This is a genomic window from Pseudomonas sp. fls2-241-TYG-175 (genome assembly GCF_030209155.1).
GTDB classification, from domain to species: domain Bacteria; phylum Pseudomonadota; class Gammaproteobacteria; order Pseudomonadales; family Pseudomonadaceae; genus Aquipseudomonas; species Aquipseudomonas viridiflava.
This window is the reverse complement of sequence record NZ_JARVSO010000025.1, coordinates 112940-134969: the sequence shown is the minus strand read 5'-3', so window position 1 is coordinate 134969 and position 22030 is coordinate 112940. Positions and strand designations below refer to the sequence as shown.

22 protein-coding genes and 1 pseudogene are annotated in these 22030 nt (G+C 59.6%); 12 read left to right on the top strand and 11 right to left on the bottom strand.

Annotation, left to right across the window (positions count from 1 at the left end; genetic code table 11):
- A pseudogene (locus QRN20_RS18485) lies at window positions 1–73 on the bottom strand (Hcp family type VI secretion system effector); the annotation flags it as partial.
- 832 nt (window positions 74–905) lie between these two features.
- Between QRN20_RS18485 and folE the strand changes: the two are divergent.
- Together folE and QRN20_RS18475 are read left to right on the top strand one after the other, a co-directional pair.
- Window positions 906–1451 carry a GTP cyclohydrolase I FolE gene (gene folE / locus QRN20_RS18480; protein WP_004880900.1) on the top strand — a complete coding sequence of 182 codons (546 nt, stop codon included), beginning with the start codon at window positions 906–908 and terminating at the stop codon, window positions 1449–1451.
- Between the two features lie 69 nt (window positions 1452–1520).
- Window positions 1521–1892, top strand: a complete 372-nt coding sequence (locus QRN20_RS18475; RefSeq protein ID WP_004880899.1) for a glutathione S-transferase N-terminal domain-containing protein — start codon at window positions 1521–1523, stop codon at window positions 1890–1892.
- A 19-nt stretch (window positions 1893–1911) separates the two neighbouring features.
- Here the strand turns inward: QRN20_RS18475 and QRN20_RS18470 are convergent, their stop codons facing one another.
- From QRN20_RS18470 to QRN20_RS18460, 3 genes are all read right to left on the bottom strand, one after another.
- Window positions 1912–2298: a lysozyme inhibitor LprI family protein gene (locus QRN20_RS18470; protein WP_025995257.1), complete on the bottom strand. Its 387-nt coding sequence runs from the start codon at window positions 2296–2298 to the stop codon at window positions 1912–1914.
- 67 nt (window positions 2299–2365) lie between these two features.
- The gene (locus QRN20_RS18465) at window positions 2366–2968 is read right to left on the bottom strand and encodes a glutathione S-transferase family protein (protein WP_004880895.1); all 603 of its coding nucleotides are present in this window, start codon (window positions 2966–2968) and stop codon (window positions 2366–2368) included.
- Window positions 2969–3013: 45 nt separating this feature from the next.
- Window positions 3014–4180 (bottom strand): aminotransferase-like domain-containing protein, encoded by a 1167-nt coding sequence (locus QRN20_RS18460; protein ID WP_285360951.1) that lies wholly within the window; start codon window positions 4178–4180, stop codon window positions 3014–3016.
- 81 nt (window positions 4181–4261) lie between these two features.
- Here QRN20_RS18460 and QRN20_RS18455 point away from each other — a divergent pair, with 81 nt between their 5' ends.
- Window positions 4262–4732, top strand: coding sequence for a MarR family winged helix-turn-helix transcriptional regulator (locus tag QRN20_RS18455; RefSeq protein ID WP_025995255.1), 471 nt, complete (start codon window positions 4262–4264; stop codon window positions 4730–4732).
- Window positions 4733–4858: 126 nt separating this feature from the next.
- Window positions 4859–6052: a benzoate/H(+) symporter BenE family transporter gene (locus QRN20_RS18450; protein WP_058430804.1), complete on the top strand. Its 1194-nt coding sequence runs from the start codon at window positions 4859–4861 to the stop codon at window positions 6050–6052.
- Between the two features lie 7 nt (window positions 6053–6059).
- Here the strand turns inward: QRN20_RS18450 and QRN20_RS18445 are convergent, their stop codons facing one another.
- Window positions 6060–6995 carry a S66 peptidase family protein gene (locus QRN20_RS18445; protein ID WP_285360947.1) on the bottom strand — a complete coding sequence of 312 codons (936 nt, stop codon included), beginning with the start codon at window positions 6993–6995 and terminating at the stop codon, window positions 6060–6062.
- 227 nt (window positions 6996–7222) lie between these two features.
- Between QRN20_RS18445 and QRN20_RS18440 the strand changes: the two genes are divergently transcribed.
- Window positions 7223–8233 (top strand): NADP-dependent oxidoreductase, encoded by a 1011-nt coding sequence (locus tag QRN20_RS18440; RefSeq protein ID WP_122500986.1) that lies wholly within the window; start codon window positions 7223–7225, stop codon window positions 8231–8233.
- 147 nt (window positions 8234–8380) lie between these two features.
- On the opposite strand, the gene pyrF is transcribed toward QRN20_RS18440, so the two are convergent.
- Window positions 8381–9079 (bottom strand): orotidine-5'-phosphate decarboxylase, encoded by a 699-nt coding sequence (gene pyrF, locus QRN20_RS18435; protein WP_285360946.1) that lies wholly within the window; start codon window positions 9077–9079, stop codon window positions 8381–8383.
- A gap of 329 nt (window positions 9080–9408) precedes the next feature.
- Here pyrF and eat point away from each other — a divergent pair, with 329 nt between their 5' ends.
- Together eat and QRN20_RS18425 are read left to right on the top strand one after the other, a co-directional pair.
- Window positions 9409–10773, top strand: coding sequence for an ethanolamine permease (gene eat / locus QRN20_RS18430; RefSeq protein WP_029242834.1), 1365 nt, complete (start codon window positions 9409–9411; stop codon window positions 10771–10773).
- A 126-nt stretch (window positions 10774–10899) separates the two neighbouring features.
- Window positions 10900–11067, top strand: a complete 168-nt coding sequence (locus QRN20_RS18425) for a DUF2897 family protein (protein WP_004880879.1) — start codon at window positions 10900–10902, stop codon at window positions 11065–11067.
- A 40-nt stretch (window positions 11068–11107) separates the two neighbouring features.
- Here the strand turns inward: QRN20_RS18425 and QRN20_RS18420 are convergent, their stop codons facing one another.
- The gene (locus tag QRN20_RS18420; protein ID WP_285360943.1) at window positions 11108–11935 is read right to left on the bottom strand and encodes a substrate-binding periplasmic protein; all 828 of its coding nucleotides are present in this window, start codon (window positions 11933–11935) and stop codon (window positions 11108–11110) included.
- A gap of 270 nt (window positions 11936–12205) precedes the next feature.
- Here QRN20_RS18420 and QRN20_RS18415 point away from each other — a divergent pair, with 270 nt between their 5' ends.
- Window positions 12206–12748, top strand: coding sequence for a 3'-5' exonuclease (locus QRN20_RS18415; RefSeq protein WP_004880875.1), 543 nt, complete (start codon window positions 12206–12208; stop codon window positions 12746–12748).
- Window positions 12749–12924: 176 nt separating this feature from the next.
- Entirely contained in the window at window positions 12925–13206 is a 282-nt protein-coding gene (ppnP, locus tag QRN20_RS18410) for a pyrimidine/purine nucleoside phosphorylase (protein WP_004880874.1), read from the top strand.
- A gap of 56 nt (window positions 13207–13262) precedes the next feature.
- Here the strand turns inward: ppnP and QRN20_RS18405 are convergent, their stop codons facing one another.
- On the bottom strand, window positions 13263–15041 hold the full coding sequence (locus QRN20_RS18405) for an ABC transporter transmembrane domain-containing protein (protein ID WP_285360940.1): 1779 nt from the start codon (window positions 15039–15041) through the stop codon (window positions 13263–13265).
- Between the two features lie 295 nt (window positions 15042–15336).
- On the opposite strand from QRN20_RS18405, the gene QRN20_RS18400 reads away from it, so the two are divergent.
- Complete coding sequence (locus QRN20_RS18400; RefSeq protein ID WP_004880870.1) at window positions 15337–15516, top strand: PA1571 family protein; 180 nt, start codon at window positions 15337–15339, stop codon at window positions 15514–15516.
- Between the two features lie 52 nt (window positions 15517–15568).
- Here QRN20_RS18400 and pdxB read toward each other — a convergent pair whose 3' ends face one another.
- From pdxB to rlmM, 3 genes are all read right to left on the bottom strand, one after another.
- A complete protein-coding gene (gene pdxB / locus QRN20_RS18395; protein WP_058430799.1) occupies window positions 15569–16720 on the bottom strand; it encodes a 4-phosphoerythronate dehydrogenase PdxB in 1152 nt (383 codons plus the stop codon).
- Between the two features lie 71 nt (window positions 16721–16791).
- Complete coding sequence (gene tusA, locus QRN20_RS18390) at window positions 16792–17046, bottom strand: sulfurtransferase TusA (RefSeq protein ID WP_004880865.1); 255 nt, start codon at window positions 17044–17046, stop codon at window positions 16792–16794.
- A 50-nt stretch (window positions 17047–17096) separates the two neighbouring features.
- On the bottom strand, window positions 17097–18179 hold the full coding sequence (rlmM, locus tag QRN20_RS18385; RefSeq protein ID WP_029242828.1) for a 23S rRNA (cytidine(2498)-2'-O)-methyltransferase RlmM: 1083 nt from the start codon (window positions 18177–18179) through the stop codon (window positions 17097–17099).
- A gap of 188 nt (window positions 18180–18367) precedes the next feature.
- Here rlmM and acnA point away from each other — a divergent pair, with 188 nt between their 5' ends.
- Together acnA and QRN20_RS18375 are read left to right on the top strand one after the other, a co-directional pair.
- Complete coding sequence (gene acnA / locus QRN20_RS18380) at window positions 18368–21112, top strand: aconitate hydratase AcnA (protein WP_285360937.1); 2745 nt, start codon at window positions 18368–18370, stop codon at window positions 21110–21112.
- A 111-nt stretch (window positions 21113–21223) separates the two neighbouring features.
- Window positions 21224–22015, top strand: a complete 792-nt coding sequence (locus QRN20_RS18375) for a CPBP family intramembrane glutamic endopeptidase (RefSeq protein ID WP_122429106.1) — start codon at window positions 21224–21226, stop codon at window positions 22013–22015.
- Window positions 22016–22030: the final 15 nt, after the last annotated feature.

Sequence of the window (22030 nt, the reverse complement as noted above, 5' to 3'; positions counted from 1 at the left end):
CAGCGGTGAAGGCACCGGCAGTGATCAGGCCTTGTTTGGTGCCGGTGATGGACATATACGCTGGCGTAGCCATAGAGGTGCTCCTTGCTGAACAAATAGGGGACCCGAGGAGCAAGATCGCTCCTGTGGCGCCTTAGAGCCATCAAGCTTTGTGCCAGACTTTTTAAAAGCTTTTAAAATCAGTTAGTTAATATAAAAATATAGGAATTAGGCTATTGCTTCGTAGGAATTATGATTAGAAGTGCGCAAGAAGTTGCGCACCGGTGTGCAAGAAGTTGCGCAATTAGCTACAGCTCCCCCACCACATAGCCTGCAGCGATTAGAAGGCAGGATTTGGCCGAAAGCGTGAGCAACTTCTTGCGCATAATAGCAAAAGGGCATCAACACCCAGATCCTGGCTGAATACCGGTCTGGACACGCAGGCAGATTCACCGAACAGAAACGGAGTAAAACTGAACAGTGATATGAAAACGGAAGGCGGTCTGAAGCCAACCGCGCTCCCCTTGACCTCAGCGACCGCCATCAGGACCAAAACCCGGACCCGGACCTCCACCACCGCCAGGCCCCTGATGGTGACCGCCGCCCCCATGCCCGCCAGGACCGGGCCAGAACGGCCAGCAGCCCGACATTGACGACAACACGATGGCGAACACTGCCATTTTTACCATTCGACTCAACATCCCGGACTCACTCTTTCAACGGACAGTATTTGAAAACCTGTCCATCAGACCGCGTCCACCGGGGAAAATGGGTAGTCAGTGCGTTGCCATCGAGTAAGCAAACCGATACAAAACGCCGTTTTGCAGCCCCGCCGTGCACCTGTCCCTGCGCGTAAGTTACTATATGTGACTTGGCGAAGGCGTCATGCCTTCGCGTTTATCGAACCCACACGGAAACACAGTCCTGTGACACTGGAACAGAATTACACCGCCATCCTGGGGCAACTGGGCGAAGACGTCTCCCGCGAAGGCCTGCTCGACACACCGAAACGTGCCGCCAAGGCGATGCAGTACCTGTGCCGCGGTTACGCGCAGACCCTTGAAGAAGTGACCAACGAAGCGCTGTTCAGCTCTGACGCCAGCGAGATGGTCATGGTCAAGGACATAGAGCTGTATTCGCTGTGCGAGCATCACCTGCTGCCGTTCATTGGCAAGGCTCACGTCGCGTACATCCCGAATGGCAAGGTGCTTGGGCTGTCGAAAGTCGCACGCATCGTCGACATGTATGCTCGCCGCCTGCAGATCCAGGAAAACCTCAGCCGTCAGATCGCCGAGGCCATTCAGCAAGTCACTGGCGCACTCGGTGTTGCCGTGGTCATCGAAGCCCAGCACATGTGCATGATGATGCGCGGCGTCGAGAAGCAGAACTCTGCCATGATCACCTCGGTGATGCTTGGCGAGTTCCGTGAAAACGCAGCGACCCGCAGCGAGTTTCTCAGCCTGATCAAGTGATCCCCGGCTGGCAGCCACGCCTTTCGGCGGGGCTGCTGCTCCATCTCCCCATCGCAAGAGGTTGTGATCGTGTTCATGAAAGCATTAAGGGTCGGTCTCGGCCAACTCGTCATCGGCATCGATTTCCTCACTCGCCCGAGCAAGAAGAAACGTGATCCGGCAGCGCAGGCTGCAGTGGATCAATCGGCTCAGGACCTGACGCTGTATCAGTTTCACGCCTGCCCTTTCTGCGTGAAAACCCGCCGCGCGCTGCGCCGTCTGAACGTCCCGGTCGCACTGCGCGATGCGAAGAACAACGAGCTGGATCGCCAGACATTGCTCAACGAAGGCGGCAAAATCAAGGTGCCCTGCCTGCGCATCGAGGAAGGCGACAAAACGGTCTGGATGTATGAGTCCAACGTCATCATCGACTATCTGGACAAGCGTTTTGGCGCAGTCTGAGCCAAAAGCCCGCGTACCTTCAGCGCGGGCAACCTTCCTGCCGACAGGCAACGTAAGCCTTCAACTGATTGACCCGTACTCGGGTCTGCTCTGCCAGACACCGGGTTTGCAGCAATGGCCAGATCGACCCTGAATCTTCACGCTTGCCCACCTGATACAGGCAGTCGGCATCACGCAGAGCGAGCCATTTGCGCTGAGCGTCCTTGAGTGCCTGTTTTTTTGCCGGACTTTTCAGCCAGTTCATCTGCGCGTTGTACTGCGTGTTCAGGTCGGCATCGAGTGCTGATAATTCCTTGGCCGCGCACTGGTTCATGCTCGCCTGACTGGCGTCACAATCCTGCGCCTGAGCCGAACAGCCAATGCCCAGCGCCATCAGGGCGGCCAGGACAGTTATCGCGAAACGCATGGAATGCTCCTTTTCTCGGTATGTCAGGTAGCTGTTGTCGTGAACAGGCCGGCTCCCGCAGTTGCAGTCAATCCAGCATTCCCACGTACCCCGGCTGGTCTTTGACCCGATCCAGCCATTTGCGGATGCCGGAATAAGGCGCCAGATCAAAGCCGCCCTGATGCGCCACATGGGTGTAAGCATAGAGCGCGATGTCGGCAATGGAAAAATGCTCGCCCACCAGAAACGGCGTGCGATCGAGCTGTTGCTCCATTACCGCCAGCGCGCGGTAGCCGGACTTCTGCATGGCGCGGTACTCGACCATGCGCTCTGCGGGCAGACCCAGATAGAACTGGATGAAGCGCGCAACCGCCACCGACGGCTCGTGACTGTACTGCTCGAAGAACTGCCACTGCAGGACCTGCGTGCGCAGGCGAGGCTCGGTCGGCAGGTAAGCGGTGCCGTCGGCCAGGAAGTTGAGAATCGCGTTGGACTCCCACAGGCACGTACCGTCTTCCAGTTCCAGAACCGGAATCTTGCCGTTGGGATTCTTCTCCAGAAAGGCTGGCGTCTGGGTTTCGCCGTTGAGGATATCGACCGGCACCCACTCGTACTGAATATTCAGCAGGTTGAGCATCAGCTTGATCTTGTAGCAGTTGCCCGAGTTGTAATCACCGTAAACCTTGTACATCGCCCTGCCCCTTCTGTGACCGAAGTCCCTGCTGATCGAATCGATTCAGGCTGCCTTGAGATTCTGTGCTGCGCGCACGACAGATGCCAGTCGTTTCACACCTTCATCCAGCCGGGCCGGATCAATGTGGCTGAAGTTGAGTCGCAGATGACCGTGATTGGCGTCAGGGTCGGCAAAGAACGGTTCGCCGGGCATGAAGGCGACGTCCTGCGCCAGCGCTGCGTCCAGCAGCGTGCGCGTATCCAGCGGCTGACGCAGGGTCAGCCAGAAGAACAGGCCACCTTGCGGGCTGTTCCACTCGGCCAGATCGCTGAAATGATCCTGCATCGCCCGCTCGAACGCGTCCCGTCGCCTGCGATAGAACTCGCGCAACGTCGTCAGGTGATCACGATAGTGTTCAGTGCCGATCCACTGCAAGGCCTGCCACTGTCCGAGGCGATTGGTGTGCAAATCGGCCGACTGCTTGAGGCGCAGCAAGTGCGGGAACAGATCGGGACTGGCGATCAGATACCCCACGCGCAGACCGGGCAGCAGGGTCTTGGAGACCGTTCCGGTGTAGATCCAGCTGGACGTCTTCAAACGGCTGACGATGGGCCTGGCGCTGCCGCCGTCGAAACTCAGCTCGCGGTAGGGTTCGTCCTCGATCAGGGTCACGCCGAACTCGTCGAGCATTGCCGCTACCGCTTCGCGGCTGGCTTCGCTGTAGCGCACAGCGGAGGGGTTCTGAAAGGTCGGGATCAGGTAGGCGAAGGCAGGTGTGTGCTGTTCCAGACGCTGGCGCATGGCAGCGAGGTCAGGGCCATAGGCCTGCAAAGGCACCGTGAGGCAATTCGCGCCAAACAGCTGAAAGATCTGCAGCGCAGCCAGATAGGTCGGCGCTTCCAGCAGGATTTCCGTGCCCTTGTCTATGTACAGCTTGGCAGCAAGGTCCAGCGTCTGTTGCGAACCGCTGACCACCAGCACCTGACTGGCCTCACACTGGATACCCAACGCTCTGGCTTCGGCAGCCAGCGCCTCACGCAGCGCCGGCTCACCCTCACTCATGCCGTATTGGCCCAGCGCGACAGGCATTTCGGCCCACTCGACCTTGGGCAGCATGGACTCGGCAGGCAGACCACCGGCAAAGGACATGACTTCCGGACGCTGGGCAGCGGCAAGAATCTCGCGGATCAGAGAACTTTTGAGACGGGAAACGCGTTCGGAGAATGGCATGACAATATCCCTGGCAGAGCCCAATGCAAATGAGTCAAACTTGTTGACTCAAATTACGCCGCGCCACCCGGATACGTCAATATGCTTGACCTTAAAAATCCTGCCAATCAGCAGCGTGCCATGGAAGCCTTTTTCTTCGGCTACCAGGCTTTCACTGCCAAGGCCGACGAAATGCTGGACAAGCGCGGCTTCAGTCGCGTCCATCAGCGCATCGTGTTTTTCATCGCGCGCTATCCCGACCTCAGCGTCAAGGAGCTGCTGACAGTCCTCGGCGTCAGCAAACAGGCCCTCAACGCCCCGCTGCGGCAACTGATCGCCATGAATCTGGTGCATAGCGAGGCGCCCGACACCGATAAGCGCAAGCGGCTGCTCGGGCTGACTGAAGAAGGCGTCAGGTTTGAACAGGCGCTGCGTCGCGAGCAGGTCAAACTGCTGCAACGCGTATTCGCCGACGCGGGGCAGGCAGCGGTGGATGGCTGGATGGTCGTCAACGAAGCGCTTGGCCAGACGCTGCAGTCCAGCGCTCGGCCCGCCGATTCGGACGCCGACTGATCAGGTTACCTGCTCACCGAAAATAACTGTTCCGGCAATTGCTCATGCCGCTGTATCGCACGCCGGCCAGGCGATCCGTATAGGCTGTGCGCTTTTTTGCTGCCTGCCGTTCAAGGAAGACCCTGCATGAATTCTCACCTGAAGCTGCCTTTGCGCCCTTTGGCAGACTCATCGCCCTCCTCTGTTGTGGCGGGCTTCATCGCCATGATGACCGGCTGCACCAGTTCGCTGGTGCTGATGTTTCAGGCAGGCCAGGCAGCGGGGCTGACCAGCGTGCAGATTTCCTCATGGCTGTGGGCCTTGTTCATGGGCATGGCGGTATGCAGCATCGGTCTGTCACTGCGTTATCGCGCGCCAATCACCGTGGCCTGGTCAACGCCCGGGGCCGCGCTGTTGATCACCAGTCTGGGCGGGGTGACGTATCCGCAAGCGATCGGCGCGTTCATCACGTGCGCGGTTATGGTCACGCTGTGCGGCCTGACCGGCAGCTTCGAACGCATGGTCAAACGTCTGCCCGCCTCGCTTGCTGCAGCCCTGTTGGCGGGCATACTGTTCAGGATCGGCAGCGAGATTTTCATCGCGGTGCAACATCGTACCGGCCTGGTATTAGGTATGTTTTTGACCTATCTGGTGATCAAGCGTATATCGCCGCGCTATTCGGTGCTGGCGGCACTGTTGGTCGGGGTGGTGCTGTCAGCGCTGCTGGGACTGCTCAATTTCGATGGTCTGGCGATGGAAGTGGCTCTGCCCGTCTGGACGACGCCTGAGTTTTCACTGGCGGCGACCATCAGCATCGGTATTCCGTTGTTCGTGGTGGCCATGACGTCACAGAACATGCCGGGGATTGCAGTGCTGCGAGCCGACGGCTATCAGACGCCCGCCTCGCCGTTGATCTCCGTGACCGGTATTGCTTCGCTGCTGACCGCGCCCTTCGGCGCCCATGGCGTCAATCTGGCGGCCATCAGCGCAGCGATCTGCACCGGTCCGCATGCCCACGAAGATCGGGACAAGCGTTATACGGCAGCGATCTGGTGCGGCATTTTCTACGCAGTGGCGGGTGTGTTCGGCGCGACGCTGGCCGCGCTCTTCAGCGCCTTTCCCAAGGAACTGGTGCTGTCGATTGCGGCGCTGGCGCTGTTTGGCTCGATCATCAACGGCCTGACCGTCGCCATGGCCGAGCCCGGCGAACGCGAACCGGCGTTGATCACCTTCATGGTGACCGCATCCGGGCTCACGCTGTTTTCCATCGGTTCAGCGTTCTGGGGCATTGTGGCGGGTGTGTTGACGCTGCTGATTCTAAATCCGCGCCGGGCAGCTTGAAGCGGGTTTACTCACGAGCAGCTGCCGCGACCAGCAACGTACCTGCATCTGCGTCCAGCACGGCCTGTGTTCCCAGCGGTACGGCCTGATTGGCATCGCCGTGCCCTACGGGCAGTCCGCCCAGCACAGGGATACCCAGACTGTTCAGGCGCTCTGCCAATACATGGGCCGGACTGATCGTGCCACCGGTGTTGGGGGCAGGACTGAACTCACCCAGCGCGATACCTGCCAGACGCTCAAGAATGCCGCAGTTGCCAAGATGCGTGAGCATCCGATCGACCCGATACGCGGGCTCGTTCACTTCTTCAAGCAACAGAATCGCGCCAGTCAGCTCAGGCATGAACGGCGTACCGACCGAGGTGCTCAACATGCAAAGGTTGCCGCCCAGCAGCACACCCTGCGCCGTTCCGCCGGTACGTACACTGGCGTTTGGCGCTGCGGGGTCAGACTTGAGCAGAACCGGCTCGGTGCTCATCAATACGTTGCGCATACCGCTGGCAAATAGCCCGCCGCGCTCCAGCTGGGTCGCGACCGGACCGTGAATGCTCGCCAGACGCGCGTGGTTCCAGAGCGCGCCGTGCAAGGCGGTGATGTCGGAGAAACCGGTGACCAGTTTCGGATCGCGGCGAACGGCGTCCATGCCCACCTGTCGGACGATCCGCTGCATGCCGTAGCCACCACGGTTGCAGATCACGGCTCTGATTTCAGGGTCGGCCAGAGCGGCGTTGAGATCGGCAAGACGTTCTTCGTCAGTGCCTGAATAGAACGAGTATTTGCCCAGGGCATGAGGATAGACACGCGGGCGCAGCCCCCAACTCTTGAGAACCTCGACCGCCGATTCGATCTTGCGCGCGTCCACGGGTCCGGCCGGAGACACCAGTGCGACGGCGTCGCCTGCACGCAGAACCGTGGGGTGAAGGGTGTTTGAGTTTACCGAGGACATGCCAGTGATCCGTACTTCAATGAACGGCCAATGTAGAGCACTCGCCTGACCGACTCAAGGCGCAGCCTCGCACTCTGCGACAGCCATGTGCATCAATTTGAACGCAGCCGCCCACAGGGACTCCTATCAACCATATGGATCAGGCGGCATTCGCTCAACGACCGCCGCTTGCCTCAGCTACCGTCTGGGGCTTGAATCCCTTTTTGACTCTATTAGGAGGCCCTGCCATGACTGATCTTTCCAATCGCCAGTTTCTGCTCGCCAAACGCCCTTCCGGTGCCGTGCGCCGTGATGATTTCACTTATCAGGAAGTGCCTGTCCCTGCATTGGCGGACGGCCAGATTCTGCTGAGAAACAAATATCTGTCGCTGGACCCTGCCATGCGCGGCTGGATGAACGAGGGCAAGTCCTACATCCCGCCTGTACAACTTGGCGAAGTGATGCGCGCACTGGGCGTGGGCGAAGTCATCGAGTCGAAGAACCCGAAATTCGCCAAGGGTGATCATGTGCAAGGCGCCATCGGCGTTCAGGATTACTTCGTCGGCGAGCCCAAGGGGTTCTACAAGGTCGACACCAACCTCGCACCACTGCCGCTTTATCTTTCGGCGCTGGGCATGACCGGCATGACTGCCTACTTTGCGCTGCTGGACGTCGGTCTGCCGAAGAGCGGCGACACCGTCGTGATTTCAGGTGCAGCCGGGGCCGTGGGCAGCATTGCCGGACAGATCGCCAAGCTCAAGGGTTGCCGCGTCGTCGGGATCGCCGGTGGCAAGGAGAAATGCGGCCTGCTGACCGAGGAACTGGGGTTCGATGCCGCCATCGACTACAAGGCCGAGAGCGACATTCACAAGGCGCTGAAGCGTGAGTGCCCGGACGGCGTGAATGTGTACTTCGATAACGTGGGCGGCGACATTCTGGATGCAGTGCTGAGCCAGCTCGCCGTTGGCGCGCGCGTTGTGATCTGCGGCGCAATCAGTCAGTACAACAGCACCACGGCCGTCAAAGGCCCGGCCAACTATCTGTCGTTGCTGGTCAACCGTGCCCGTATGGAAGGCTTTGTAGTGCTCGACCACGCGGCTCGTTTCGGTGAAGCGGGCAAGGAACTGGCAGGCTGGGTCAAGGAAGGCAAGATCAAGAGCAAGGAGCACATCGAGGAAGGTCTCGAAACCTTCCCTGAGACCCTGCTCAAGCTGTTCAGTGGCGAGAACTTCGGCAAGTTGATACTGAAGGTGGATTGAAATTACTGAAGCTGGATGATCGTGCCAGCGCTCTGCGTTGGCATGCATCCCGTGACCCTCTACGTCACATTCGAGAGCGGACGCGGAGCGTCCTGGGCGGCATTCCCACGCAGGAGTGGGAACGATCACAGGGTAGGCATTCAGTGTTTACGCCAGCTCGGCAACCACCGCCGCCAGTGCCTTGGCCGGATCGGCTGCCTGGCTGATCGGGCGGCCGATCACTAGGTAGTCGGAACCGGCGTCCAGTGCCTGACGCGGGGTCAGGATGCGGCGTTGATCGTCCAGCGCGCTGCCTGCCGGACGGATACCAGGGGTCACCAGTTGCAATGACGGGTGAGCTGCTTTCAGCGCCTGCGCTTCAAGCGCCGAACACACCAGACCGTCCATACCCGCCTTTTCCGCCAGCGCCGCCAGACGCAGCACCTGCACCTGTGGATCGATATCCAGCCCGATACCGGCCAGGTCGTCGCGCTCCATGCTGGTCAACACCGTAACGCCGATCAACAGCGGCTGCGGACCGCTGCGCTGATCAAGCACCTCGCGACAGGCCGCCATCATGCGCAGGCCTCCGGAACAGTGGACGTTGACCATCCAAACGCCCATCTCGGCCGCGGCTTTGACAGCCATCGCGGTGGTGTTGGGAATGTCATGGAATTTGAGGTCGAGGAACACTTCGAAACCCTTGTCACGCAGGGTTTCGACGATGTCCGACGCACAGCTGGTGAACAGTTCCTTGCCGACCTTGACCCGGCACAGCTTGGGGTCGAGCTGATCAGCCAGGCGCAGGGCGGCTTCTCGGGTCGGGAAATCCAGGGCGACGATGACGGGAGTCTGGCAGGCGGACATGGGCGGGTTCTCAGGTAAGTCGAAATCGGCGCGCATTGTAGCCGAAGCTGCGGACAGACGGGACCCGTAGATCGGTATTTACCAAGCGTGCCCTGTCTGTGACAGACGTCAGCCTGATCGCCTCAAGGCCCCATGCTGGCCTGCACTTGCAGCGAACATCCCAAGACCGCCACGCACCAAAGCCGCACACCAGCCTGAACCGATTCAGCGATCCGTTCTACAAACGACCTCTTTTGAAGCAATACGACGGTTCGTCGTGCACTGGCACGGCCTCTGCAAGCCCCTGCAACAAAATGTTTCGACGCACTTCGAACCTCAGGGAGATAACGATGAGTACTCAACTCAAGCCAACGCTAGGCACGCTGCATCTATGGGGGATCGCTGTCGGACTGGTGATTTCCGGCGAATACTTCGGCTGGAGCTACGGGTGGGGTGTGGCAGGCACGCTGGGGTTTCTGGTAACAGCGCTGATGGTCGCCACCATGTACACCTGCTTCATCTTCAGTTTCACCGAGCTGACCACTGCCATTCCCCACGCGGGTGGCCCATTTGCCTATAGCCGTCGCGCCTTCGGTGAGAAAGGCGGCCTGATCGCCGGCATGGCGACGCTGATCGAGTTCGTGTTCGCGCCACCGGCCATTGCTCTGGCAATCGGTGCGTACCTCAATGTGCAATATCCCGGGCTTGACCCCAAGCATGCCGCAGTCGGTGCCTACATCGTATTCATGGCCCTCAACATCATGGGCGTGAAGCTGGCGGCGACCTTTGAGCTGGTGGTGTGCATTCTGGCGGTGGCCGAGCTGCTGGTGTTCATGGGCGTGGTCGCACCCGCCTTCAGCTTCAGCAATTTCGCCCTGAACGGCTGGGCAGGCTCACAGACATTCGGCCCCGAGGCCATCGCGGGGATGTTCGCAGCGATTCCGTTCGCCATCTGGTTTTTCCTGGCCATCGAAGGCGCGGCCATGGCGGCCGAGGAAGCGAAAGACCCGAAGCGCACCATTCCAAAGGCCTACATCAGCGGCATCCTGACGCTGGTGACGCTGGCGCTGGGCGTGATGCTGTTTGCCGGTGGCGTGGGCGACTGGCGCACTCTGTCCAACATCAATGACCCACTGCCACAGGCGATGAAAGCCGTGGTCGGCGACAGTTCCGGCTGGCTGCACATGCTGGTGTGGATCGGCCTGTTCGGTCTGGTAGCCAGCTTTCACGGGATCATCCTGGGCTATTCGCGTCAGTTCTTCGCCCTCGCCCGCGCCGGGTATCTTCCAGCTTCGCTGGCAAAGCTGTCGCGCTTCCAGACGCCGCACCGGGCAATCATCGCAGGCGGCCTGATCGGTATCGCCGCGATCTATAGCGACGGATTGATCAACCTGGGCGGCATGACGCTGACCGCTGCGATGATTACCATGGCTGTATTCGGTGCCATCGTGATGTACATCATGAGCATGCTCAGCCTGTTCAAGCTGCGCAAGACCGAGCCGTTGCTGGAGCGCTCGTTCCGTGCGCCGGGCTACCCGGTGGTTCCCGGCATTGCACTGGCCCTGGCGGTGGTGTGCCTGATTGCCATGGCCTGGTTCAATATGCTGATCGGCCTGATCTTCCTCGGCCTGATGGCGATCGCTTTCATCTACTTCAGCCTGACCGCCAAGTCCCGCGCCGACGCACCTGCCGACGCCATGCTGACCGGCCTCTGACGTTACCCGTCCATAAAACCATGAGGCCGCACGCGAATTGATCGCGCGCGGCCTCTGCATGACGCTTACACTTGAACCAATGAGCCGCACCGCAGCTCAAACCGGTATCACAAGAAGGAGAGCGTTATGCCCTGGTATGCCTGGTTAATTCTATTGGTTGCAATCGGCTCGATCGCAGGTGGCCTGATGATGCTGCGCGACACAGCAAAAAAGGTTCCTCTGACCGAAGAGCAGCTCAAGCGTGTCCATGAGCGCAACGCCGAAATGGACGCCAAGGAAGCCAAGGACCGCTGAATCCCGGGGTTGAAAGGCGCATGAGCCTGTCAGCCCTGCCTCATTCCAGAACGACACCGGCCTGCATCGGCAAGACCTTGATGTTCAACGGCCGGAAGATGGTGTCCAACTCCCCGTCCTCACGCAGCTTTTGCAGCAGCTCGCTGAAATGCACGCCATTGATGGCGCCATGTGGACGCATGAGTGCGTACTGCCGATAGACCTGGTCGACACGATCAGAGACCAGCAGCTGCGACGCTTCATCCTTGTTGTGTGAAATGAAATCGATCAGGTAGGAACGCGTGACAGGCGCGATGTCGGCACGTCCACGTAACACCATCAACAGATTGCTGTCGTGGGAATAGGTGGAAGTGATGTTGAAATGCTCAGCCAGGTATTTCTGATCGGCATTGAAGTTGGCAAACCCGTAGTGATAACCACTGAAGATCGCCAGACGCTTGTCATGCAAGTCATCGAAATAGTTCTGCTGACGCCCTTCGACGCGACGCGCCACATAAACTTCGGCGTCTTCAAGGCCCATGTCCACGGTCTCGTGAGCGATCTCCCTCCAGCCCCATTCAGGATTTTCAAAGATCGCGATGTCGAAACGACCTTCCGCGAAGTCGCGGAACCTGCGTGGCACCGAGGTGGGCACCATGATGAACTGATAATCGTCCTGCTCGGCGTTCAAGGCGTCCACCAGCCGTGGAAGAAGCCCGGCATCCTCGCCTTTTTCAGGGCGGACCATATAAGGCGGGAAATGCACCGCCGCCACGCGAACGATCTGAACGGCGGCAGCCTGCGATGCAGACAGCAGTGACGCGACCAGAAGCGTTCCCAATACTGCCCTGCGCGCAAACGACTCGATTATCACTGCATGTTTCTTCATAAAAACGACATCGATTAAAACCTCACAAGCTATGCGGTTTCGTCGCTTTAAACAACTCTAGAAATCAGCGTACAAGTATCGATTCAGTAGAGGGCTTCTCGAGGGTTCTTCCAACTTGGTACAAACGCACGAATACTCGATGCCAGGGTCGATGCAAGAGAGAGGACAATCATGATGCGTCCACATGACTACCGCCTGACAAGAGCACCGGGCACAGCCGTGCGTAAATGGCTACGCTCAACCTGACGCATACTGACGGGAGCATTGAAAATGCCGCATTGGCTGGTGATTGATCTTGAGGCAACCACAGAAGAGGGTGGTTGGCCTGTCGCAGAAATGGAAGTCATCGAAATAGGCGCGACGCTGGTCAATCAGGATGGCCGGGAGCTGGATCACTTCGAGCGCTTTGTGCGCCCGGTGCGCAGGCCGGTGCTGACTCATTTCTGCCGTGATCTAACGCATATCAGTCAAAACAATATCGACGGCGCCGCGACATTCCCTGTTGTGTGGCCGCTGTTCGAGCGCTGGCTGAGCCATCACCGGGCACGCGTCGTGGGATGGGCGAGCTGGGGCGACTACGACCGCAAGCAGCTGGAGGAACAGTGGCGCCAGCACGATATGACCAGCGCCCTGTCCGACATGCCTTACGTCAACCTCAAACAACGCTTCGCCCAGGCGCGCCAGTTGCAACGCCCCGTGGGGCTCAACAGCGCATTGCAACTGGCCGGCATGCAGTTCACGGGGCAACAGCATCGCGCACTGGTCGATGCGCGCAACACCGCCAGACTGCTGCCGTTGATTCTGCCCAATTGAATACGGTGGTTCCTGACATCGCCGGCAAAACGCCTCCCACGGTCGGGTGTTTGCCGCAGGACGCCCTGAACGACCGTCAGTCACTTGGTATTAAGCCTTTTGTATTAAAAGTGACGGGATTTCGCCCGTTGGGCATACTGGCAAGCCCTTTTTAACCCTTTCATAAGGAATCGCCCATGTTCAAGGTTAACGAGTACTTCGACGGCACCGTCAAATCCATCGCTTTCAGCCAGGCTGAAGGTCAGGCAACCATCGGTGTGATGGCGGCGGGCGAATACGAGTTCGGTACTGCGCAAAAGGAAATCATGCACGTGATTTCGGGCGAGCTGAGTGTGAAGCTCCCTGACAGCACCGACTGGGAAACCTTTGCCACCGGCAGCCAGTTCAACGTTCCCGCCAACAGCAAATTCCAGCTCAAGGTCAGTGTCGACACCGCCTATCTGTGTGAGTACCGCTGACAGACCGACGTGGGAGGGCCTGTCCTCCCACGGCTTCGCGCAAGATTTTCCACGCCCTACCCCGCTTCATCCATCCCGGCATTGAACTGCAACGCCGCCAGCCTTGCGTACAGCGGGTTGTTGGCAATCAGTTGTTTGTGCGTACCGACAGCCACCAGGCGCCCCTTGTCCATCACCGCAATACGGTCGGCGTTCTGAACCGTCGCCAGCCTGTGGGCGATCACCAACGTCGTACGCCCTTTCATAAGGCTAGGCAGCGCCTGCTGGATGAGATTCTCACTTTGCGCATCCAGGGCACTGGTAGCTTCATCCAGTAACAGAATTGGCGCATCGACCAGCAGCGCTCTGGCAATGGCCAGACGTTGACGCTGTCCGCCTGACAGCCCCATCCCGCCATCCCCCAGATGAGTCTGGTAACCGTCAGCCATGTCGAGGATGAATTCGTGGGCATGAGCGATGCGTGCGGCGGCCTCAACCTGCTCAGACGTCGCGGCAGCGTTGCCGTAGCGAATATTGTCTTCGACACTGCCGAAGAACAAAGCAGGTGCCTGCGAGACAAAAGCGAAACAGCGACGCAAGTCTAGAGGGTCAAGCTCGGTGACAGGCACACCTTCGAGCAGGACACGTCCTTGCTGAGGGTCGTAGAAGCGCAGTAGCAGATCGAAAAGTGTTGATTTCCCGGCTCCCGAAGGCCCGACGATGGCCAGGGTTTCGCCTGCCTGGATGGCCAGACTCAAGTCATCGATCGCATTGCGTTCCGGACGAGATGGGTAGGCGAAGCTGACGCCTTCCAGCGCCATTCTTCCGGAGACACGTGCAGGCAGGCGTTGCAGACCGACAGGCGGTGCGGTGATTTCGCTGCGGGCCTGAAGCAGTTCACTGATTCGCTCGGCAGCACCTGCTGCCCGCTGCAGCTCACCGATCACTTCGCTCAGGGTACCAATTGCCATGCCGACCACTAGCGCATAGAACACGAACGCCGCCAGTTCGCCGCTGGAGATTCGGCCGCTGATCACGTCCATGCCGCCAACCCAAAGCATTACCGCGACCGCGCCCAACACCAGCACGATCACTACCGTGACCAGCCACGAACGCTGCAGAATCCGCTTGCGAGCCGTATTGAAAGCCTGCTCGGCGGTCACCGAAAAGCGCTGTTTGTCCTGTTGCTGGTGGTTGTAGGCCTGGACCGTCTTGATCTGCCCAAGTGCTTCTGCCACATAGCTGCCGACATCGGCGACCCGATCCTGGCTTTCCCGCGACAAACTGCGCACGCGCCTGCCGAACATCAGGATCGGCGCGATGATCAACGGCAAGGCGACCACCACGATGCTGGTCAGCTTGGGGTTGGTCACAAACAGCAATATGACGCCCCCGACCACCATCAGGGCATTTCGCAAAAACATCGACAGCGAAGAGCCGATCACTGACTGCAGCAACGTGGTGTCGGCCGTCAGTCGCGATTGGATCTCGGAACTGCGGTTGTTCTCGTAAAAGCCAGGATGCAGCTCGATCAAATGATCGAATACTCTCTTGCGCAGGTCTGCGACAACGCGCTCGCCAATCCATGACACCAGGTAGAAACGCGTGAACGTGCCGACGGCCAGACCGAGCGTCAGCAACATGAACAGGCCGATGGAGCGTTCGAGCAATTCGGGCGAGCGGGTCATGAAGCCCTGATCGACCATCAGCTTGATGCCCTGCCCCATGGACAACGTAATGCCTGCCGTGACAATCAGCGCAAGCAAGGCGCCCAGTGCATGCCATCGATAAGGCGCGATAAAACCCACAGCCAGACGAATGGCCTGACGGTGACGACGGGGAACCACTGAAATCATGAAAAAACCAACCTGCCTGTACGTCTGGATTGACCAAGCCGCCAGCCTACACCTCTCGTGCGACAAAAACGCTCGAGGACGTCAGCAAAAATCAGTGAACTTGATCGGCGTTTGACGGGTCATGTGATATGACAGCTTTACGAGCCCCCTATAAGGGATCGATCTAAGCAATTGCTGGCAGATTTATCCTGTTTCTGCTGGACTGGAGCCACGCTTGAACGACTGAACGATGTCATCGGGCGGTCATCAAGTGTCGCTAAATTCAACGCGCAACCCTGATGAAAGGAGAAACACCATGAGCCTGCAAGAGCGCAGCAGTAGCGAAGTCACTATCGTTCGAGCGACCCCAGACCTGCCCGTTGGCGGTGCGATTCTCGACCAGGATGGACGCGAAGTTGTGATCACTGAAGAGATGGTTCAGGCGGCCTGCCAGGCGTGTGACAAGCTTTGGGTCACCCCTGAAGAACAAAACTGAGTGACACCGAATACCTTGAAACCCGACTCCAGAGTCGGGTTTTTTCTACCTGTCATTCGCCCTGCATGACCACCGCACCAAGCGCACGGACAATCTTCGCCAGCGCCTCGGACTCGCCACTCAGGCAAACCTTGAGCCCTTCGATCTCCCGACGCGGCGGATAGTGTTTACGCAGCGCGTCGAAGGCCAGACGCTGACTGGCGGTATCACCCACCAGACTGCGCCTGAAGTCGGCATCATCCCGACGCGGGTCGTAAACGCCCCGGCACAGCATGTTCAAGGCCCAGACCGGGTCGGTTCTCTCATCCAGCGTCACCTGGGCAAGCCAGGCTCGGGGCAGCAGATCCTCAAGCACAATGGAGGCTGGCTGACCGAGAAAGGCACAGAGTGCCTGATAGATCTGCGCAGTCCCTCGCTGCCGGCCGTCCAGGCTGTAACCGGCGATGTGCGGCGTGGCAATCACACACAGATCAGCCAGCGGCACGTTGACCTGCGGTTCGCCTTCCCAGACGTCGAGCACGGCCTGCAGATCTTCACGATCGAGAAGCACCTCGTGCAGTGCGGCGTTATCGACCACCGCTCCACGGCTGGCATTGATCAGCCAGGCACCTTGCCTGAGCTGGCGCAGACGTGATTCGTCGAACAGGTGCCAGGTCGGTAAGTTGCCGGTTCTGTTGAGCGGGGTATGCAGGCTGATCACATCGCAGCGCTCGACAATCTCATCAAGCGTGACGAAATCAACCGACTCAGCCGCCTGACGCGGAGGGTCGCAGACCAGCACGTTCCAGCCGAGCCCTTTCAGGACATTGACCAGCCGCCCACCCACCTGCCCGGCACCGACGATGCCATAGGTGCGTTGCGCGAGGTCGACACCTTCGATTTCCGCCAGCGTGAGCAGGCTGCCCAGCACATAGTCCACCACACCACGGGCATTGCAGCCCGGCGCACTGGACCACTGGATTCCGGCTTCCAGAAAATAGGCCAGATCCAGATGGTCGGTGCCGATGGTGCAGGTCCCGACAAAACGTACTGCACTGCCTTCCAGCAACTCGCGAGTGACCGGCGTCACCGAGCGCACCAACAGGATGTCGGCGTCGGCAACCGCAGCTCGGTCGATGGAGCGGCCCGGCAAACGACGGATGTCGCCAAAGTGAGCAAAAAAGGCGTCGAGCAGGGGAATGTTTTCATCAGCGACAATGCGCATGGGGGGTCTCTCTGAAGGCGGGCATTGGCCCTTGCTCAGCGCGAGCAAGGGCGAGAGGCGGCGACAACCAATCAGTCCAGCTTCTTGCGGATCCAGTACAGGAAGGTCCCGTCACCGGCCTGCTGCTCGATCAGTTCATGGCCGAGGAAAACGCAGAACTTGGGGATGTCGCGGGTAGTCGACGGGTCGGTCGCAATCACCTTGAGCAATCCGCCAGCAGGCAGGTCGCGCACCTTCTGATGCAGCATCATTACCGGCTCCGGGCAGAACAGTCCGCTGGCATCCAGCACGGCATCGACGGTGAGGCTTTCGGTGGATTCAGACATGGGGGGCTCCAGAAACGGGTGGTCATTGTTACCTAATTCGCACGATCACGTCAGCCCTTGCGCGGACGTGCTGTCTTGGCGACGTCCAGTCTGCGCAAATGACAGGTGACTTCTTCACGGTCGTGATAGAGCTGCTTGCAGCCGATCGATACGCGAATGCCCCGCTCCTTGAAGCCTTCCTCGATACGGTCGAGCAGACGGCGCACTTCAGCGTAGCGCTGTTTCATCGGCAACTTGAGATTGACCACCGCTTCACGGCACAGGCCTTCGCCCAGCCAGGTTTCCAGCAGCGCAGCGTTGCGCGCAGGTTTTTCGACGATGTCGCACACCATCCAGTCCACCGGCTGACGAGGCTTGTAGGTAAAGCCGTCGGCCATCAGGTGTTGCACGAGCCCGGTGTCCATCAGGCTTTCCGCCATCGGGCCATTATCGATTGCGGTCACCAGCATGCCGCGGCGCACCAGTTGATACGTCCAGCCGCCGGGCGCAGCGCCCAGGTCTACGCCGGTCATGTCGCCGGACAGGCGCTCATCCCACTGATCTCTGGGAATGAAGTGATGCCAGGCTTCCTCCAGCTTCAAGGTCGAGCGGCTGGGCGCCTCACGCGGAAACTTCAAGCGCGGAATGCCCATCGGCCACATCGCCGAATTGCCAGCGTCTGCAAGCCCCAGAAACACTTCGCGGCCACTCTTGAAAGTCAGCAGCAGGCGCGGCTTGCGCGGGTCGTCGATCAGCTTGCCCGCCTGGGTCAGGGCCTTGCGCAGCGGCGCTTCGAACTTCTTGCAGAAATTCGACAGTTCCTTGCCGTCGTTGGTGTCCACGACTTCCAGCCACAGGCTGCCGCAGACCGGGAAATCAGTCATCTGCCCGAGGATCACGCTGATGCGGTCGGTTTCCGGCAGGTCCAGAAAAACGCCGCGTGCCCACTGCCGGGGAAAGATCAGTTGATCGAAGCGCTGGCCATTCATCAGTCGTTCGGCACCGTCGGGCTCGCTGCAGATGAATTCCGCGCAGGCGGTGTTGGGGCGCGCCTTGGCGTAACCGGCAACTTCCAGGCGCGCAGCATGCTCGGCGATCTCCGAGCAAACCTCGCTTTCGAAACCGGGCCGGCAATGCATAAACAGCGTATTCATGGTGACTCCTGGGACAACGACACGCGGGCGTAACCCGGCGGACTTGAAAGCCGCGCATGATAACGGAATCAGGAACCACTGGCGCGGCCCGGCAGTCCACTAAGCTTGAGGCCACACGCGGCGTCCACGACCTGACTCACCCGGACCCGCGATTCGTCGCTCACAGATTATTCTACAAGGAGCCGTTCATGCCCTCCCTCGATAGCCTGAAAAGCCTGAAAACACTCGACATCGATAACAAGACCTACCATTACTTCAGCCTGCCCGACGCCGCCCACTCGCTGGGTGATCTGGACAAGCTGCCGATGTCCCTCAAGGTGCTGCTGGAAAACCTGCTGCGCTGGGAAGACGACAAGACCGTCACCGGTGACGACCTCAAGGCCATTGCCGGCTGGTTGAAAGACCGTCGTTCCGACCGCGAGATTCAGTACCGCCCTGCACGGGTGCTGATGCAAGACTTCACCGGCGTACCTGCAGTTGTCGATCTGGCCGCCATGCGCGCCGCCGTGGCCAAGGCCGGTGGCGATCCGCAGCGTATCAACCCGTTGTCGCCGGTGGACCTGGTGATCGACCACTCGGTGATGGTCGACAAGTTCGGCGATTCGCAGGCGTTCGAGCAGAACGTCGATATCGAGATGCAGCGCAACGGTGAGCGTTACGCGTTTCTTCGCTGGGGCCAGAGCGCCTTCGACAACTTCAGCGTGGTGCCGCCAGGCACTGGCATCTGCCACCAGGTGAACCTGGAGTATCTGGGCCGCACGGTCTGGACCAAGGAAGAAGACGGTCGCACCTACGCGTTCCCGGATACCCTGGTCGGAACCGACTCGCACACCACCATGATCAATGGCCTGGGGGTGCTCGGCTGGGGTGTGGGCGGTATCGAAGCCGAGGCCGCCATGCTCGGCCAGCCGGTGTCGATGCTGATTCCGGAAGTGATCGGCTTCAAGCTGACCGGCAAATTGAAGGAAGGCATCACAGCCACCGACCTGGTGCTGACCGTGACCCAGATGCTGCGCAAGAAAGGCGTGGTGGGCAAATTCGTCGAGTTCTTCGGCGACGGCCTGGCCGATCTGCCGTTGGCGGACCGTGCCACCATCGCCAACATGGCGCCGGAATATGGCGCGACTTGCGGCTTCTTTCCGGTCGATGACGTGACGCTGGATTACCTGCGCCTGTCGGGTCGCCCGGACGAAACCGTGAAGCTGGTCGAAGCCTATAGCAAGGCACAGGGCCTGTGGCGTCTGCCAGGTCAGGAACCGGTGTTCACCGATAGCCTGGAACTGGACATGAGCACGGTGGAAGCCAGCCTTGCAGGGCCGAAGCGCCCGCAGGATCGGGTTGCTCTGCCCAATGTCGCCCAGGCTTTCAGTGATTTCCTCGGCTTGCAGGTCAAGCCTGCGAAAGTCGAAGAAGGTCGACTTGAAAGCGAAGGCGGAGGCGGTGTTGCCGTGGGCAACGAAGCGCAGGTCAGCGGTGAGATTTCTTACGAGCACAATGGTGAAACCCATCGGTTGAAGGATGGCGCCGTGGTCATCGCCGCCATCACTTCCTGCACCAACACCTCAAACCCGAGCGTCATGATGGCAGCCGGGCTGGTTGCGAAGAAGGCTGTAGAAAAAGGCCTGCAGCGCAAGCCGTGGGTCAAAAGCTCGCTGGCTCCCGGCTCCAAGGTCGTCACCGACTATTACAAAGCGGCAGGCTTGACCGAATATCTGGATAAGTTGGGGTTCGATCTGGTGGGCTACGGTTGCACCACCTGCATCGGTAACTCAGGCCCGCTGCTGGAACCCATCGAAAAGGCCATTCAACAGTCGGACCTGACCGTTGCGTCAGTGCTGTCGGGCAACCGCAACTTTGAAGGTCGTGTTCACCCATTGGTGAAAACCAACTGGCTGGCCTCCCCGCCGCTGGTGGTGGCCTACGCACTGGCAGGTTCGGTGCGCATCGACATCAGCAGCGAGCCGCTGGGCGAAGGCTCGGATGGCAAGCCGGTCTATCTGCGTGATATCTGGCCGACCCAGAAAGAAATCGCCGAAGCTGTGGAAAGCGTCAACACCAGCATGTTCCACAAGGAATACGCCGAAGTGTTTGCCGGTGACGAGCAGTGGCAGTCTATCGAGGTGCCGCAAGCGGCAACCTATGTCTGGCAGGACGACTCAACCTATATCCAGCATCCGCCGTTCTTCGAAGACATCGGCGGTCCGTTGCCGGTCATCAAGGATGTCGAGAATGCGCGCATCCTCGCGCTGCTGGGCGACTCCGTGACCACTGACCATATCTCCCCTGCGGGCAACATCAAGGCCGACAGCCCCGCCGGTCGTTACCTCAAGGAGAAAGGCGTCGACTATCAGGACTTCAACTCCTATGGCTCGCGTCGTGGCAATCATGAAGTGATGATGCGCGGCACTTTCGCCAATATCCGCATTCGCAACGAAATGCTGGGGGGTGAGGAAGGCGGCAATACCGTGCACGTCCCTTCCGGCGATAAGCTGGCGATCTACGACGCAGCCATGCGTTATCAGCAGGAAGGTACGCCGCTGGTGATCATTGCCGGGCAGGAATACGGCACCGGCTCCAGCCGCGACTGGGCAGCCAAAGGCACCAATCTTCTGGGCGTCAAGGCGGTGATTGCCGAGAGCTTCGAACGTATCCACCGCTCCAATCTGGTCGGTATGGGCGTATTGCCGCTGCAGTTCAAGAACGGGCAGACCCGCAAGAGCCTGAACCTGAGCGGCAAGGAGACGTTGAGCATCACCGGGCTGACCGATGCCGACATCCGTCCGGGTATCGGCCTGCAATTGCACATCACCCGTGAAGATGGCAGTCAGGAGACGGTCGACGTGCTGTGCCGCATCGATACGCTGAATGAAGTCGAGTACTTCAAGTCCGGCGGCATTCTGCATTACGTACTGCGGCAGTTGATCGCGTCCTGATAGCCGCGACGGCACCTGGGATATCCCCGGGTGCCTGCGGAAGCGGTTAGGAACAAATTCCCCGCCCAAAGCGCTGTAGACTCCCCGATTTCATTCATCAGAGTTATTGCTATGGCCTCACGGCACTGGCTGGCTTTAAGTCTTCTGAGCCTCGGGTACGGACTGGCGCTTTTACAGGGCAGCCTTACCCCTTCAGCGATACTGGGCCTGAGCCTGCTGATCATCGCTGGCGCGTGCGTCCAGAACACTCGCCCTCGCTACGTTCGCGTGATCGGTCACGCAATGTTCATTCTGACGGGCCTGGCGCTGGCTTTAAGCGTAATGCCCGGTTTCAACAACGCGATCGTCATGGATGCCGTACGGTTTACGCCCGACGCGGCGGCCTACACGATGGACCTGAACCTGGACAAGCCTCTGATCGGCTTCTGGCTGCTGCTGGCCTGCCCCTGGATTCTGGTCGGCGTCGGCATTGCCCATTCACTCAAAGTCGGCGTTCTCGCACTCGTCGTCACCTCTGCGTTCTGCATGACGACGGCCGTTCTGCTGGGCATCACGGGCTGGGCACCCAAATGGCCTGCGCAAAGCACGATCTGGTGGGTGAACAACCTACTCCTGGTAACCCTGACAGAAGAGCTGTTCTTCCGCGCCTATCTTCAAGGCGGTCTGCAACGATGGTTCGGTTCGGCAAGGTTCGCGACGCCGCTGGCGATCACCCTCACAGCCTGTCTTTTCGGACTTTCACATCTTGGCGCCGGATGGGAATGGGTACTGCTCGCGGGCATGGCGGGTATCGGTTACGGCGTGGCTTTCCGTTTCGGTGGCCTGACGGCTGCGGTGATCAGCCACTTCGGGCTGAATCTGGTGCATTTCGCACTGTTTACCTACCCTATGCTGGACCGGTAGCTGCGTCTAACGAAT

Excerpts from the sequence above, each read along its gene's own strand:
- QRN20_RS18470 (WP_025995257.1), bottom strand. The coding sequence starts at position 2,298 with ATGCGTTTCGCGATAACTGTCCTGGCCGCCCTGATGGCGCTGGGCATT.
- QRN20_RS18465 (WP_004880895.1), bottom strand. The coding sequence starts at position 2,968 with ATGTACAAGGTTTACGGTGATTACAACTCGGGCAACTGCTACAAGATC.
- QRN20_RS18460 (WP_285360951.1), bottom strand. The coding sequence starts at position 4,180 with ATGCCATTCTCCGAACGCGTTTCCCGTCTCAAAAGTTCTCTGATCCGC.
- QRN20_RS18455 (WP_025995255.1), top strand. The coding sequence starts at position 4,262 with ATGCTTGACCTTAAAAATCCTGCCAATCAGCAGCGTGCCATGGAAGCC.
- QRN20_RS18450 (WP_058430804.1), top strand. The coding sequence starts at position 4,859 with ATGAATTCTCACCTGAAGCTGCCTTTGCGCCCTTTGGCAGACTCATCG.
- QRN20_RS18445 (WP_285360947.1), bottom strand. The coding sequence starts at position 6,995 with ATGTCCTCGGTAAACTCAAACACCCTTCACCCCACGGTTCTGCGTGCA.
- QRN20_RS18440 (WP_122500986.1), top strand. The coding sequence starts at position 7,223 with ATGACTGATCTTTCCAATCGCCAGTTTCTGCTCGCCAAACGCCCTTCC.
- pyrF (WP_285360946.1), bottom strand. The coding sequence starts at position 9,079 with ATGTCCGCCTGCCAGACTCCCGTCATCGTCGCCCTGGATTTCCCGACC.
- eat (WP_029242834.1), top strand. The coding sequence starts at position 9,409 with ATGAGTACTCAACTCAAGCCAACGCTAGGCACGCTGCATCTATGGGGG.
- QRN20_RS18425 (WP_004880879.1), top strand. The coding sequence starts at position 10,900 with ATGCCCTGGTATGCCTGGTTAATTCTATTGGTTGCAATCGGCTCGATC.
- QRN20_RS18420 (WP_285360943.1), bottom strand. The coding sequence starts at position 11,935 with ATGAAGAAACATGCAGTGATAATCGAGTCGTTTGCGCGCAGGGCAGTA.
- QRN20_RS18415 (WP_004880875.1), top strand. The coding sequence starts at position 12,206 with ATGCCGCATTGGCTGGTGATTGATCTTGAGGCAACCACAGAAGAGGGT.
- ppnP (WP_004880874.1), top strand. The coding sequence starts at position 12,925 with ATGTTCAAGGTTAACGAGTACTTCGACGGCACCGTCAAATCCATCGCT.
- QRN20_RS18405 (WP_285360940.1), bottom strand. The coding sequence starts at position 15,041 with ATGATTTCAGTGGTTCCCCGTCGTCACCGTCAGGCCATTCGTCTGGCT.
- QRN20_RS18400 (WP_004880870.1), top strand. The coding sequence starts at position 15,337 with ATGAGCCTGCAAGAGCGCAGCAGTAGCGAAGTCACTATCGTTCGAGCG.
- pdxB (WP_058430799.1), bottom strand. The coding sequence starts at position 16,720 with ATGCGCATTGTCGCTGATGAAAACATTCCCCTGCTCGACGCCTTTTTT.
- tusA (WP_004880865.1), bottom strand. The coding sequence starts at position 17,046 with ATGTCTGAATCCACCGAAAGCCTCACCGTCGATGCCGTGCTGGATGCC.
- rlmM (WP_029242828.1), bottom strand. The coding sequence starts at position 18,179 with ATGAATACGCTGTTTATGCATTGCCGGCCCGGTTTCGAAAGCGAGGTT.
- acnA (WP_285360937.1), top strand. The coding sequence starts at position 18,368 with ATGCCCTCCCTCGATAGCCTGAAAAGCCTGAAAACACTCGACATCGAT.
- QRN20_RS18375 (WP_122429106.1), top strand. The coding sequence starts at position 21,224 with ATGGCCTCACGGCACTGGCTGGCTTTAAGTCTTCTGAGCCTCGGGTAC.